Source organism: Thioalkalivibrio sp. ALE28 (assembly GCF_000377425.1).
Classification (GTDB): Bacteria; Pseudomonadota; Gammaproteobacteria; order Ectothiorhodospirales; family Ectothiorhodospiraceae; genus Thioalkalivibrio.
Map to the genome: position 1 here is coordinate 248,385 of NZ_KB898094.1, position 13,304 is coordinate 261,688.

Annotated in this window: 12 protein-coding genes; 8 read left to right on the top strand and 4 right to left on the bottom strand. The window is 68.8% G+C overall.

Features of this window, described 5'->3' with window-relative positions; all coding sequences use genetic code 11:
* Position 1: 1 nt before the first annotated feature.
* The 5 genes from D105_RS0103270 to hpnC all read left to right on the top strand — a co-directional run bounded on the left by D105_RS0103270 (position 2) and on the right by hpnC (position 4,169).
* Positions 2–394 (top strand): DoxX family protein, encoded by a 393-nt coding sequence (locus tag D105_RS0103270; protein WP_018877471.1) that lies wholly within the window; start codon positions 2–4, stop codon positions 392–394.
* Positions 395–475: 81 nt separating this feature from the next.
* Positions 476–1,810, top strand: a complete 1,335-nt coding sequence (locus tag D105_RS0103275; protein WP_018877472.1) for a TRZ/ATZ family hydrolase — start codon at positions 476–478, stop codon at positions 1,808–1,810.
* A gap of 14 nt (positions 1,811–1,824) precedes the next feature.
* The gene (gene ubiG / locus D105_RS0103280; RefSeq protein WP_018877473.1) at positions 1,825–2,580 is read left to right on the top strand and encodes a bifunctional 2-polyprenyl-6-hydroxyphenol methylase/3-demethylubiquinol 3-O-methyltransferase UbiG; all 756 of its coding nucleotides are present in this window, start codon (positions 1,825–1,827) and stop codon (positions 2,578–2,580) included.
* Positions 2,577–3,266, top strand: a complete 690-nt coding sequence (gene gph / locus D105_RS0103285) for a phosphoglycolate phosphatase (protein ID WP_018877474.1) — start codon at positions 2,577–2,579, stop codon at positions 3,264–3,266. Before ubiG ends, gph begins: the two co-directional genes overlap by 4 nt.
* A 33-nt stretch (positions 3,267–3,299) precedes the next feature.
* Positions 3,300–4,169 carry a squalene synthase HpnC gene (hpnC, locus tag D105_RS0103290; protein WP_018877475.1) on the top strand — a complete coding sequence of 290 codons (870 nt, stop codon included), beginning with the start codon at positions 3,300–3,302 and terminating at the stop codon, positions 4,167–4,169.
* On the opposite strand, the gene hemN is transcribed toward hpnC, so the two are convergent.
* On the bottom strand, positions 4,166–5,554 hold the full coding sequence (gene hemN, locus D105_RS0103295) for an oxygen-independent coproporphyrinogen III oxidase (protein ID WP_018877476.1): 1,389 nt from the start codon (positions 5,552–5,554) through the stop codon (positions 4,166–4,168). The two genes, hpnC and hemN, sit on opposite strands and share 4 nt — an antisense overlap.
* Before the next feature lie 179 nt (positions 5,555–5,733).
* On the opposite strand from hemN, the gene hpnD reads away from it, so the two are divergent.
* From hpnD to D105_RS0103310, 3 genes are read left to right on the top strand one after another with little or no spacing between them, the layout of a single operon-like run.
* On the top strand, positions 5,734–6,594 hold the full coding sequence (hpnD, locus tag D105_RS0103300; protein WP_018875604.1) for a presqualene diphosphate synthase HpnD: 861 nt from the start codon (positions 5,734–5,736) through the stop codon (positions 6,592–6,594).
* 4 nt (positions 6,595–6,598) lie between these two features.
* Positions 6,599–7,945, top strand: a complete 1,347-nt coding sequence (gene hpnE, locus D105_RS0103305; RefSeq protein ID WP_026280397.1) for a hydroxysqualene dehydroxylase HpnE — start codon at positions 6,599–6,601, stop codon at positions 7,943–7,945.
* A complete protein-coding gene (locus D105_RS0103310; RefSeq protein WP_018877478.1) occupies positions 7,942–8,730 on the top strand; it encodes an SDR family NAD(P)-dependent oxidoreductase in 789 nt (262 codons plus the stop codon). Before hpnE ends, D105_RS0103310 begins: the two co-directional genes overlap by 4 nt.
* A gap of 12 nt (positions 8,731–8,742) precedes the next feature.
* On the opposite strand, the gene D105_RS0103315 is transcribed toward D105_RS0103310, so the two are convergent.
* From D105_RS0103315 to D105_RS0103325, 3 genes are all read right to left on the bottom strand, one after another.
* Positions 8,743–11,067, bottom strand: a complete 2,325-nt coding sequence (locus tag D105_RS0103315) for a YgiQ family radical SAM protein (protein ID WP_018877479.1) — start codon at positions 11,065–11,067, stop codon at positions 8,743–8,745.
* 132 nt (positions 11,068–11,199) lie between these two features.
* Positions 11,200–11,598: a globin gene (locus D105_RS0103320; protein ID WP_018877480.1), complete on the bottom strand. Its 399-nt coding sequence runs from the start codon at positions 11,596–11,598 to the stop codon at positions 11,200–11,202.
* A gap of 92 nt (positions 11,599–11,690) precedes the next feature.
* The gene (locus tag D105_RS0103325) at positions 11,691–13,265 is read right to left on the bottom strand and encodes a glutamate synthase-related protein (RefSeq protein WP_018877481.1); all 1,575 of its coding nucleotides are present in this window, start codon (positions 13,263–13,265) and stop codon (positions 11,691–11,693) included.
* Positions 13,266–13,304: the final 39 nt, after the last annotated feature.

A 13,304-nucleotide genomic window follows, 5' to 3' on the forward strand; every position in this document is an offset into this window, starting at 1 on the left:
CATGGACCACACCCTCGACGACAGCGGCAAGCTGATCCTGCGACTGGCCCTCGGCATCATGATCCTGCTGCACGGCATCGCGAAGATCACAGGTGGCATCAGTGGCATCGAAGGCATGCTGGCCGACGCCGGACTCCCGACCATCCTGGCCTACGGGGTGTATATCGGCGAGATCCTGGCGCCGATCCTGGTCATCCTCGGACTCTATGCACGCATCGGCGCCGTACTCATCGCGATCAACATGGTCTTTGCCATCGCTCTGGCGCATGCCCACGAGGTCTTCCAGCTCACCGGCCACGGCGGCTGGGCCCTGGAACTGCAGGGTATGTTCCTGTTCGCGGCCATCGCGCTGGCCCTGACCGGCCCCGGCCGTTTCGCGATCAACCGCCAGTAACCCGTGCCGTCCCCGGGGCGGCGCAACGCCGCCCCTTTCGGGTACCATGCGCGACCCTGTATCCCGCGCAGACCGTGTCCCATGAACCAGACCCAGACGCTGATCCTCGGCGCCCCCCAGATTCTCCCGGTCATCCCCCGCGACACCATCTTGCGGGATCACGCCCTCATCATCCGCGACGGCGTCATCCAGGCGATCGAGCCCACGGAGACCGCCCGCGCCCGATACCCCGATGCGGAGTACCGCGACCATCCCGGGCACGCCCTGATTCCCGGCCTGGTCAATGCCCATACCCACTCGGGGATGAGCCTGCTGCGGGGCATCGGCAGCGACCACACCCTGATGGACTGGCTCAAGCGCTACATCTGGCCGGCCGAAGGCAAGCTGCTCTCGCCCGAGTTCGTGCGCGCCGGCACCCGGCTCTCGGTCGCGGAGATGCTGCGTGGCGGCACCACCTGTTTCAGCGACATGTACCTGTTCGTGGAGGACGCGGCGCGAGTGGTCGACGAGACCGGTATCCGCGCCTCCCTGGGCCTGACCGTGTTCGATTTCCCCACCCCCTGGGCGAGCACGGCCGACGAGTACTTCCAGCGCGGCGCCGACGTGGTGACCGCCTGGGGCCGACACGAACGGATCGCCTTCAATGTGGCCCCGCACGCGCCCTATACCGTTGGCGATGCGAGCCTGGAGCGCGTGGCCGATCGCGCGCGCGAACTCGACGCGCCGATTCACATGCATGTCCACGAGACGGCCAGCGAGGTCGCCGACGCCGTCCGTGACCACGGCGAACGGCCCCTGGCGCGCCTCGCCCGACTCGGCATGCTGGACCAGCCCTTCATCGCTGTGCACATGACCCAGGTGGACGAATCCGACCTGGACCAGCTGCGCGACCGGCCGGTGTCCGTCGCCCACTGCCCGGAATCCAACCTGAAGCTGGCGTCCGGGTTCTGCCCCGTCGCGCGTCTGCAGGAAGCCGGGATCACCGTCGGCCTGGGCACCGATGGCACCGCCTCCAACAACGATCTGGACATGATCGGCGAGATGCGCACCGCCGCCCTGCTGGCCAAGGCCGTCAGCGGCGACGCCGCGGCGCTGCCCGCCGCCTCGGCCCTGGAGATGGCGACCCTCGGCAGCGCCCGCGCCCTGGGGCTGGCCGACCGCATCGGCTCGCTGGAGCCCGGCAAGCAGGCCGACGTGGTCGCGGTGGACCTGCAGGCCCTGGAGCTGCAGCCAGCGCACGACCCCAACGCACAAATCGTGTATGCCGCCACGCGGGATGCCGTACGCGACGTCTACGTGGCCGGACGCCCGTTGCTGCGCGACCGGGAACTGCTTACGCTGAACGTGCAGGACCTCCGCGCCGAAGCCGATGACTGGCGCATCCGGGTGCTGGAAACCCAGCAGCCCACTGCCTGAGCGAGACCGACCCCATGAACCCCCAGTCCCATTCCGAACCGCAATCCCACTCCCGGGCGCACGCAAACGTCGATAGCGCCGAGATCCACAAGTTCACGCACCGGGCCCGCGAATGGTGGGACCCCAACGGCCCCTTCGCCACGCTGCATGCGATCAATCCGCTGCGCCTGGAGTGGATCGACGCCCAGGCCGACCTGACCGGCAAGAAGGTGCTGGACGTCGGCTGCGGTGCCGGCATCCTGTCCGAGGCAATGGCGGTGCGCGGCGCGCACGTCACCGCCCTGGACGCCGGTGCCGAACACCTGGAAGTTGCCCGCGAGCACGCCCACGAAGCGGGGCTGGAGATCCACTACCTGCATACCACCGCCGAGGCCCATGCCGAACACCACGCCGGCGACTACGACGTGGTCACCTGCCTGGAGATGCTGGAACACGTGCCCGACCCCGAAGCGGTCATTGTTGCGCTCGTGAAGCTTGTGCGTCCCGGCGGCTGGCTGTTTCTGTCCACGATCAACCGCACGCCGCGGGCCTTCGCCGAGGCGATCGTCGGGGCCGAATACCTGCTGAACATGCTGCCCGCCGGCACCCACGAGTACGGCCGCTTCATCCGGCCCTCGGAACTGGGCGCCGCGCTGCGCCGCCATGGGTTCGAGGTCACCGCAATGACCGGGCTGACCTATTCGCCGCTCAGCGGTCGCTACCGCCTGGTGGGGCGCACCGACGTGAACTACCTCATGGCCGCCCGCCGGGGCGACGACACCACCGCATGACGCGCGATCTGGGTTCGCTCCTGTTCGACCTCGACGGGACGCTGCTGGATACCGCGCCGGACATGCATGCGGCGCTGGTCACCCTGATGGCCGAATACGACCGCGCGCCACTCCCTTTCCAGGCGGTGCGCAACCATGTCTCCCACGGCTCGCAGGCCCTCGTCGCGCTCGCCTTCCCCGACGCCGATGCCGCCTTCACGGAGCACCTGAAGAAGCGCTACCTGGAGATCTACGCCCGCGACTTGTGCCAGGCCACCACCCTGTTCCCCGGGCTCGCCGAGCTCCTGGACCGCTGCGAGGCCCGGGGCTGGTCCGTCGGCGTGGTCACCAACAAGCCGGGCTGGCTCACCGATCCACTGCTGGAGGCGCTCGGCCTGCGGGCACGCATGGCGGCCGTTGTCAGCGGCGATACCCTGCCCCAGCGCAAGCCTGACCCCGAACCCATGTGGCTGGCGGCGCGGCAAACCGGCCTGCCCCCGGAGCGCCACTGCTACTGGGGCGATGCCGAGCGCGACATCGCGGCCGGACGCGCCGCCGGCATGCCCACCCTGATCGCCAACTGGGGCTACATCGACGCGGACCAGCAGCCGGATCAATGGGGCGCCGACGGCGCCCTGGAGCAACCCGACGATTTCTGGGCCTGGTACAACGGCGCCCCCGCCCCGGAGCGCAGCCTTGCCGGCTGATCACGCCCGCCACCCCGCGGGGGCTGATGGTTGATGGAACCCCGGATCCGCCAGGCCTATCGCCACTGCCGTCAGCGTGCCACGGCGCACTACGAGAACTTCCCTGTGGCCTCCTGGTTGCTGCCCGGCCGCCTGCGCGACCCGGTGGCGGCGATCTACTGCTTTGCCCGCGACGCCGACGACCTGGCCGACGAGGACCCGCGCCCGGTCGAAGAACGCCGCCAGGCACTGCTGGCCATGCAGGAACGCGTGCAGGTCCTGGAGGACCCGGCCGCGGAACACGATCCCGAATGGATCGCCCTGGCGGATGCCCGCGCCCGTTTCCACCTGCCGGCGGCACCGTTCTCCGACCTGATCGATGCCTTCCTGCAGGACCTCGACCAGACGCGCTACGCGACCTTTGGCGAGGTGATGGACTACTGCCGGCGTTCGGCCAACCCGGTCGGGCGGCTGCTGCTGCATCTGAACGGGAACCCGACCGAGGAAATGCTGGGCCATTCCGACGCCATCTGCTCGGCCCTGCAACTGATCAACTTCTACCAGGACCTGCAGCAGGACCTGGAGGAGAACAACCGCATCTACCTGCCGCAGGAGGAGATGGACCAGTACGGCGTCACCGAGGCCATGCTCGCGGCCGGAAAGACCACCTTCCAGCTGCGCAACCTGATGCAGTTCCAGTACGCCCGCGCCGACCGCCTGCTGCGGGCCGGCGCACCCCTGGGCGGGATGCTGCGCGGGCGCCTGGGGCTGGAGATCCGCGCCATCATCAATGGCGGCGCCCGCATCCTCTGGCGCCTGCGCCAGCAGGAGGACGTCTTCGCCCGCCCGCGCCTCCGCACCCGCGACGCCTGGATCATCCTGAGCCACAGCCTGCGCCCGCGTCGGCGCCCCCGAGCCCGCTAAACCACCTTGCTGTACCGCGGCTGGCCTTCGGTCGCCAGATAGGCGTCGAATGCCATGGCCACGTTGCGCAGGAGCAGGCGACCGCGCGGCAGCACATCCAGCCGGCCCTGTTCGATCCGCACCAAGCCGTCGTCCTGCATACCCTCGAGGCGCCCCAGCGCATCCGCGAAGACCTCGCCGAACACGATCCCGTGGCGCGCCTCGATCGCGGCAAACTCGATCCGCGAGTGGCACATCAGCTCGCTGATCACGTCCCGCCGCAGGCGGTCGTCGGCACTCAGTTCCAGCCCCCGAAAGACCGGGAGGCGGCCCGCATCCAGGCGGGCGTAGTAGGCATCCAGCTCGCGCAGGTTCTGGCTGTAGGTCGCGCCGACCTTCCCGATGGCCGTGGGACCCAGCGCCACGAGGTCGTACTCCGCGCGGGTGGAATAGCCCTGGAAGTTGCGCTGCAGCGTCCCGGCTCGCTGCGCCTCGGCCAGCTCGTCGTCCGGCAAGGCAAAGTGATCCATCCCGATGTAGACGTAGCCCGCCGCGGTCAGCCGCTCGATGGTCGTCTCCAGGATCGCGAGCTTTTCCGCCGCATCAGGCAGGTCCGCCTCGCGGATCTGGCGCTGCGTCTTGAACATCTGTGGCAGATGGGCGTAGTTGTAGATCGCCAGGCGTTCCGGGCGCAGTTCGAGGGCACGCTCCAGGGTGCGGGTGTAGGTCTCCACCGTCTGCAGCGGAAGCCCGTAGATCAGGTCGAAGTTGGTGGACTCGAACCCATGGGCCCGGGCCTGCTCGACGGCGCGCGCGGTGACCTCGAAGGGCTGGATGCGGTTGACCGCCCGCTGCACATCCGGATCGAAGTCCTGCACCCCGAGGCTGATGCGGTTGAACCCCAGTTCGCCCAGCAGCGGTATCGTCCCGGGTCGCACCGCGCGCGGGTCGATCTCAATGGAGAATTCGCGCGCGGCACTGGCATCGAGACGGAAGTGGCGCCCGAGCAACGCCATCACCGATCGCAGGTCCTCGTCCCCGAGATAGGTCGGCGTTCCCCCGCCGAAGTGCAACTGCCCCACCGTGCGCTCCGCGTCAAACAGCTCGCCCTGCAGCGCGGCCTCGCGTTCCAGATACGCGAGATAGCGCTGCGCCCGCTGGTAGTTGCCGGTAATGACCTTGTTGCAGGCGCAATAGAAACAGACCGTGTCGCAGAACGGGACATGCACGTAAAGCGACAGCGGACGCGCCGGGTCCGCCCCATTGGTGGCCTGCGCCGCCTCGGCATACGCGCGGTCGTTGAAACCCTCGTGGAACTGGGGTGCCGTGGGATACGACGTGTAGCGAGGTCCGCTCACGTCATAGCGACGCAGGATCTCCGGATCAAATACCAGGCGCTGCTCCATCGGGTCCCCCTCGAGCGTGTACCGCCCATTTTAGGCATCGGATCATCACAGGCTACGACCACGCCCCGGTAGCGGGCTTGATACAGGTCAACAATCCGCCTTCGGGGGCAATCTCCCGCCTCGCGCACTGCCTGTGCTAGCCTTCCCGTCCCTGTTCGACACCCGCCACGCGAGAGCGCATGTCCCCCGACGAGTATTGCGAGGAGAAGGCCGCACAGAGCGGCTCCAGCTTCTACTACGCCTTTCGTTTTCTGGAGCCCGACCGGCGCCGCGCCATCACAGCGCTGTACGCCTTCTGCCGGGAAGTGGACGACATCGTCGACGAGGTCCGCGAGGAGAGCGTCGCCCGGACCAAGCTGGACTGGTGGCGCCAGGAGATCGAACGCCTGTTCGCGGGCGAACCCCGTCATCCTATCTCCCAGGCACTGCAGCCCCACATCGCCGCCTTCGACCTGGGCCGCGAATATTTCGACGAGATCATCGACGGCATGCAGATGGATCTCGACTACGACAGCTACCCGGATTTCACCACCCTTTCGCTGTACTGCTATCGCGTCGCCAGCGTGGTCGGCATCCTCTCCGCCCACATCTTCGGCTACAGCGACCGGCGCACGCTGAAGTACGCCCACGACCTCGGCATGGCCCTGCAGCTCACCAACATCCTGCGCGACGTCCACGAGGACGCCATGCGCGGCCGCGTCTATATCCCGCTCGACGAGCTGCGCAAGCACGAGGTCAAACCCGAGGAGTTCCAGGTCAACATCACCGATGACCGTCATCGCGCCCTGTTCGCGGAACAGGCCGAACGGGCGCGGCGCTACTACGACAGTGCCGAGGAACACCTCCCCGCTGCCGACCGCTATCCCCAGCGCCCGGGCCTGATCATGGCGGCGATCTACCGCACCCTGCTGGACGAGATCGAGGACGACGGCTTCCGTGTTCTGGAACACCGCGTACGTCTGACCCCGATCCGCAAGCTTTGGATCGCCTGGCGCACCGCCCGGCGCCTGAAACGCGAGCATCGCCGCCGCGCGGCCTGACTCCATGGCCTCCAGCCCTCCCGCGAACCCTGTCGCCGTGGTCGGCGCGGGCTGGGCCGGCCTGACCGCAGCCCTCGCCCTGGCTCGCGCCGGACAGCCCGTACACCTGATCGAGGCCGGCCGGATCCCCGGCGGGCGCGCCCGCAGCCTCGAGCTGGACCACACCCCACTGGACAACGGCCAGCACATCCTCGTGGGGGCCTGTCAGCAGACCCTGGAACAGATCCGCGCGGTAGGTATCGACCCCGACTCGGCCTTTCACGCCGTCCCGTTCGGCCTGCGGATGTTCGACCCCGACCGCCGGCCAGCATCCCCGGCCTTCGCGCTCGAGCCCCGCTCGCCCCGGCTGCCGGCCCTGGCCACGGCCCTCTATCGTTCCCTTCCCGGCCACGCCACCGGCATCCGGCTGCGCGCCCTGATCGGCGCGGCGGCCCTGCTGCACCGTCCCCTGCGACACGACCTGCCGGTACTCGACTGGCTGCAGCGCCGCCACCAGCCGGAAGCCCTGATCGAGCGGCTGTGGGACCCCCTGTGCCTGGCGGTGATGAACACTCCGACCCGCCTGGCCTCCGCGCGGATCTTCCAGAACGTGCTGCGACGGGCCCTGAATCACGGGCCGGAGGCCGCCCGCCTGCTGATCCCTGCGCGGCCCCTGGGCGAGGTGTTCCCCGACGCCGCCATCCGCGAGCTTCGGGCCCGGGGTGCGCGCGTGGACCTTGGCCGCCGCATCACGATGATCCAGCGCGACGCGACACGCCCGGATGCCCCTTATCGACTGCACGATCGCCAGGGCGACACCAGCAACGCCCGCGCGCTGATCCTGGCCACCACGCCCACCGCCACCGCCAGCCTGTTGCCAGCGGACGCTCGATGGGGCGCCACGCATCAGGGGCTCAAGGCCATGGGCGCACGCAGCATCTGCACCGTCTACCTGCGCTACCCGCGGCGGTTGACGGACCGGCCCCCTCTCCAGGGGCTGCTCGGCCAGCATGGCCAGTGGCTGATCCCCCGGCACGTCGCGGGCGCCCCGCACTGGCTGGCTGTCGTGATCTCGGCCGCCGACGACCTCGAACCGTTGACGGCGGATGCCCGATGGCGCACCGTCGCCCGCTCGCTGGCACGGACCTTTCCCGAGCTGGGGGAGCCCGCAGCCGGTCACTGCGTCTGCGAGCGCCGCGCGACGGTGGACGCCAGGGTCGATCTGGATCGGCACCGTCCACCGCCCCGCACGCCCTGGCCCGACTGCTACCTGTCAGGGGATTACCTGACCCACGCACTGCCGTCGACGCTCGAAGCGGCCATACAATCTGGACTAGAATCGGCGCACCTGTTCCTGGAGGACCATCCTTGACCGACCTCGATATCCCTCGCCTCCTCGCCTACCGTCCCGAACCGGGCGCCTTTGACCAGCGCGTGATCCTCGTCACCGGCGCCGCCGACGGCATCGGCCGGGCAGTCGCCGAGGCCTGCGCCGCCGCCGGCGCCACGGTGGTCCTGCTGGACAAGGACCTGAAGGGCCTGGAGGCGGTCTACGACCGGATCGAACAGGCCGGCCAGCCCCAGCCCGCGATCTACCCGCTGAATCTCGAGGGGGCTACGGTCAAGGATTACGGCGACCTGGCGGAGAACATCCGTGACTCGCTGGGTCGCCTCGACGGCCTGGTGCTGAACGCCGGCTGGGCCGGGGCCCTGATGCCGATGAAGAGCTACGACCCGGAGCTGTGGTTCAAGGTCATCAACAGCAACCTGCACGGCCCGTTTTTCCTGACCCAGGCTGTGCTGCCCCTGCTGGAGGCCAGCCCGACCGGAAGCCTGGTGGTCTCCACCCAGAACGCGCGCAAAGCCTTCTGGGGGGCCTTCGGGATGGCCAAGGCAGCGCAGGACGCCCTGATCGACATCCTGTCCCATGAGCATCGCAACGAGCCGCGCTTCATCCACGTCAATGGCGTGGACACCGGTCCCGTGCGCACCCGTTTCCGGGCCGGCCACTATCCGGGTGAGAACGCGGAACTGCTGCCCGAACCCGAGGCGGTGGTGGGCCCCTACCTGTACTTCCTGGACCCCGGCGACCGCACCACCACTGGCCTGAACCTCAGCCTGGAAGGCCAGGTACCGACGCCCGACGCGTCGGCCTGAGCCACTGCGCCGTCAGGCGCGCGGCCGCTTGCCGGCCGGGCGCCCCTTCTTGCGGAGCTTCCCGGCACCAGCCCGCGGCTTGCCACCGTGGGGCGCCGGCGAACGGCCGCCCGCCTTGCCCGCCGACGCGGCCCCGGCCTTTGGTTTCGCCCCCGGACGGGCCGCGGCCTCCACCCCGTTGTGCTGGGTCTGGAAGGTCTGGCCACGCTTTTTCAGAGCCTTCCCGCCGCGGGTCATCCGCCCGCCCGTGGATGGGCGCGCCGCGCCCTGCCCCGTCCCGGCCGGCTGCCAGGTCGGCACCAGATGGTGCTTCCCGTTCCCGATCAGATCGGCCCTCCCCATGCGCTGCAGGGCATCGCGCAGCAGCGGCCAGTTGTTCGGGTCGTGGTAGCGCAGAAAGGCCTTGTGCAGGCGGCGGGCGCGGAAGCCCCGGGCGACCGGCACGCGTTCGCTCGCCTTGCGGCGGATGCCACGCAACGGATCCCGGCCCGAGTGCCACATGGCCGTGGCGAGAGCCATCGGGCTGGGCAGGAACGCCTGCACCTGGTCGGCGCGAAAATCATTGCGCTTGAGCCAGAGCGCCAGTTGCAGCATGTCCTGATCGGTGGTCCCCGGGTGCGCGGCAATGAAATACGGGATCAGGTACTGCTCCTTCCCTGCCGCTTTCGAGTATTTCTCGAACATGGCCTTGAACCGGTCATAGGTGCCCATGCCCGGCTTCATCATCCGGGATAATGGGCCCTTTTCCGTATGTTCCGGCGCAATCTTCAGGTAACCACCCACATGGTGGGTGACCAGCTCCTTCACGTACTCCGGGGACTCGATCGCCAGGTCATAGCGCAGCCCCGAGGCGATCAGGATCTTCTTGATCCCCGGTAGCGCGCGCGCCTTGCGGTAGAGACGGATGAGCGGGGCGTGATCGGTATCCAGGTTACTGCAGATACCCGGGTACACACAGGACAGCCGCCGGCAGCTCTGCTCGATCTTCGGGTCCTTGCAGGCCAGGCGGTACATGTTGGCCGTCGGCCCGCCCAGGTCCGAGATCACACCCGTGAACCCGTCCACCTTGTCGCGGATCTCCTCGATCTCGCGCAGCACGCTGTCCTCCGAGCGGCTCTGGATGATCCGCCCCTCGTGTTCGGTGATCGAACAGAAGGTACAGCCACCAAAGCACCCGCGCATGATGTTCACCGAGAAGCGGATCATCTCCCAGGCCGGGATGCGGGCATCACCGTATGCCGGGTGCGGGGCGCGGGCATAGGGCAGGTCGAACACCGCGTCCATCTCGGGGGTGGAAAGCGGGATCGGCGGCGGGTTGAGCCAGACCTCCTTGTCGCCATGGCGCTGCACGATCGCCCGCGCGTTGCCCGGATTGGTCTCCAGATGCAGTACCCGCGAGGCATGGGCATACAGCACCGCATCCCCCTTCACCTGCTCAAACGCAGGGATGCGGATCACCGTCTGGTCGCGCGGCGTGCCCCGCGGGATCTGCCGCTGAAAGCGCACGACCTTCGCGCCCGGTTCGCCCTCTACCGCCGGGCTGTCCTGCCTCTCGGCATCGGCACAGGTCGCGGGCGACACCATCGCGTACGGGTCGGGGTTGGCATCCACCGGACCCGGGGTATCGACCTCGCTGGAATCCAGCTCGACAAAGCCGGCAGGCACCGAATCACGCAGGAGGGCGGTGCCGCGGAGATCCGTGATCTCGCGCGGGTGCTCGCCCGCGGCCACGCGATGCGCGAGCTCCACCAGGGCCCGCTCGGCATTGCCGAACAGCAGGATGTCCGCGCGCGAATCCAGCAGCACGGAGCGGCGCACCTTGTCCTGCCAGTAGTCGTAATGCGCGATCCGGCGCAGGCTGGCCTCGATGCCGCCGGCCACCACCGGCACATCCTTGTACGCCTCGCGGGCCCGCTGGGCGTAGACGATCACCGCCCGGTCGGGGCGCTTGCCGTGCACGTCCCCCGGGGTATAGGCATCGTTGGAGCGCAGCTTCCGCTCCGCGGTGTAGTGATTGACCATCGAGTCCATGTTCCCGGCGGTCACGCCAAAGAACAGGTTGGGTCGCCCCAGGGCGCGGAAGGGCTCGGCCGACGTCCAGTCCGGCTGCGCGAGAATGCCGACCCGGAACCCCTGCGCCTCCAGCAGCCGCCCGATGATCGCCATACCGAAGCTCGGGTGATCGACATAGGCATCGCCGGTGACCAGCACAATGTCACAGCTGTCCCAACCGAGCGCGTCCATCTCCTCGCGCGTGGTCGGCAAGAACGGTGCCGTGCCAAAGCGCTTGGCCCAGTAGGGCTTGCGGGCAAACAGGGTCTCGGGGGCTGCGGACATCACCAGGCTTCTTCCGGCGGGCGCCGGCAACGGGAAAACCCCGCATTACACGCCCGGGAGACACCGAGATCAACAGGGCATGCCCACGGGCGGGGCTTCGTCCTTCAGTCCCCGCCGGGTACGCGCCTGGCGTCAGTAGCGTTCAATGAACAGGTCGATGGCCGGGCTCAGCGCCCCGCGCCAGCGCTGCGCGAGGGATTCGTCCCAGCGCGGGTCCACCTCGCGGGCCGTCTCCACCATGCAGTCCAGCCACACTCCGTACAGCTCCGGCGCGACCGGCACCCGGCCATGGCGGCTGTGCACCTCGGCCATCTTTTCCATGGTCGGCGCCACGAAGGCCTCGCCCTCCGCGTAGCTGATCGCGGTGGAGACCGCCTGCCCCAGGGCCCGCTTCTGCTGCGACCAGTTCGTGGTCGCAAAGGCCTGCGCCACCCGCTCGTCCGCCGCGAGAAAGCGTTCATAGAAGCGATCCACGAAGCTGCCGGCCCGCCGGCAACGCCCGTAGCTCTGGTGCACATCGGAGTAGCTCATCCAGATCCCCCAGTCCCGAAAATGCGCGAGTGTAACGGGATTGCTCCGGCGGTTGCTGATCCAGATCAAGCTCCGGGCAGTACCATCTGCTATCAACTGCCTTCGAGCACACCCGCGTACTGGATACCGGCCAGCCGCGCCAGGTCGCGATCGAACGTGGTCAGGTCATTGGGCCCGAAGTCCTCCAGGCTGGCATGCCCGCAGGCCCGCGCCAGCACCTTCATCAACTCCGTGGAGCCCTCCAGAAACCGACCCAGACGTTCCGCTCCTTCCTGCGGATCCAGCCGGGCGCGCAGGGCGGGATCCTGCGTGGCCACGCCGCTGGGGCACTGATTGGTGTGGCACATCCGCGCGCCCACGCAGCCCACCGCCTGAATCGCCGAATTGGCCAGGGCGATACCGTCGGCCCCCAGCGCGAGGGCCTTCACGAAGTCCGCCGGGGTGCGCAAGCCGCCCGTCACCAGCAGTGTCACGCGACCGGAGACCCCGTTCGCGTCCAGGAATCGACGCGCGCGGGCCAGCGCCGGGATGGTGGGCACGCTGATGTGGTCGCGCAGCAGGGCCGGTGCCGCGCCCGTGCCACCTCCGCGGCCGTCGAGGATCAGGTAATCGGCCCCGGCCTCCAGGGCAAACGCCAGGTCCGCCTCGATGTGGTTGGCCGAGAGCTTGAAGCCCACCGGCACGCCGCCGGTCTTCTCGCGCACCGCGTCGGCAAAGCGACGGAAATCGGCCGGCGTCTGCAGGTCCGCGCTCGCCGCGGGTGAATGGGCATCCTGGCCGGCCTCGATCCCGCGCACCCGCGCGATCTCGTCGCTCACCTTGCTCCCCGGCAGGACACCCCCAACACCGGTCTTCGCCGCCTGCCCGGCCTTGAAGTGAAACGCCTGGACCTTGTCCAGTACCGCTTCGGAATAGCCAAACCCGGCGGGACCCAGCTCGAACAGATAGCGGGAGTTCTCCTCCTGCTCCGCATCCAGCATGCCGCCCTCGCCAGAGCAGATGCCCGTCCCTGCACGCTCGGCCCCGCGCGCCAGGGCGATCTTCGCCTCCCGCGACAGCGCGCCGAAGCTCATATCCGACACCAGTAACGGAATCTTCAGCTCCAGCGGCCGTTTCGCCTCCGGCCCGATCACCAGCGATGTCCCGATCTCGGCCCCCTCGTCCAGCGGCCGCGTGGCCAGTTGTGCCGCCAGCAACTGCATCCCGTCCCAGCTCGGCAGCCGGTCCCGCGGGACCCCCATGGCGACCGTGGTCCCGTGTCGTCCCACACCCTCCAGTCCATCCCGCGCCAGCGCGTGGATCCACTCGACATGCGGCTCCGTCTCACTGTTGCGCGGGCTCGGCGCCCGATCCCCGGGCTCGGCGTCACGTGCTTCGCCCTCGGTGTCAGCATCCGCGGCACTCGCCGGCCCGCCGACTGCATCGGCCTCGAACTGCGCATGGGTCCCGTCACAGTACGGCAGGTTCCCGGACTGCTTGCACTGACACAGGTAGGCCTCGCCATCCTCTTCCGCGGTGAAGACCAGAGGCTCGATGCCCGTCCCCTGGTGCGAACCGTCGCAGAACGGCTGATCCTGCGAACGCCCGCAGCGGCAGAAGGCGTACTCCTCGCCCTTTTTCAGCTCCACACCCCGGGGTTCCACTGCGGCGATAATCGGCTCGGCCATCGTATGCTCCTTGCGTTCTGTGATCGTCCCCCAGTGTGA

Excerpts from the sequence above, each read along its gene's own strand:
- D105_RS0103270 (WP_018877471.1), top strand. The coding sequence starts at position 2 with ATGGACCACACCCTCGACGACAGCGGCAAGCTGATCCTGCGACTGGCC.
- D105_RS0103275 (WP_018877472.1), top strand. The coding sequence starts at position 476 with ATGAACCAGACCCAGACGCTGATCCTCGGCGCCCCCCAGATTCTCCCG.
- ubiG (WP_018877473.1), top strand. The coding sequence starts at position 1,825 with ATGAACCCCCAGTCCCATTCCGAACCGCAATCCCACTCCCGGGCGCAC.
- gph (WP_018877474.1), top strand. The coding sequence starts at position 2,577 with ATGACGCGCGATCTGGGTTCGCTCCTGTTCGACCTCGACGGGACGCTG.
- hpnC (WP_018877475.1), top strand. The coding sequence starts at position 3,300 with ATGGAACCCCGGATCCGCCAGGCCTATCGCCACTGCCGTCAGCGTGCC.
- hemN (WP_018877476.1), bottom strand. The coding sequence starts at position 5,554 with ATGGAGCAGCGCCTGGTATTTGATCCGGAGATCCTGCGTCGCTATGAC.
- hpnD (WP_018875604.1), top strand. The coding sequence starts at position 5,734 with ATGTCCCCCGACGAGTATTGCGAGGAGAAGGCCGCACAGAGCGGCTCC.
- hpnE (WP_026280397.1), top strand. The coding sequence starts at position 6,599 with ATGGCCTCCAGCCCTCCCGCGAACCCTGTCGCCGTGGTCGGCGCGGGC.
- D105_RS0103315 (WP_018877479.1), bottom strand. The coding sequence starts at position 11,067 with ATGTCCGCAGCCCCCGAGACCCTGTTTGCCCGCAAGCCCTACTGGGCC.
- D105_RS0103320 (WP_018877480.1), bottom strand. The coding sequence starts at position 11,598 with ATGAGCTACTCCGATGTGCACCAGAGCTACGGGCGTTGCCGGCGGGCC.
- D105_RS0103325 (WP_018877481.1), bottom strand. The coding sequence starts at position 13,265 with ATGGCCGAGCCGATTATCGCCGCAGTGGAACCCCGGGGTGTGGAGCTG.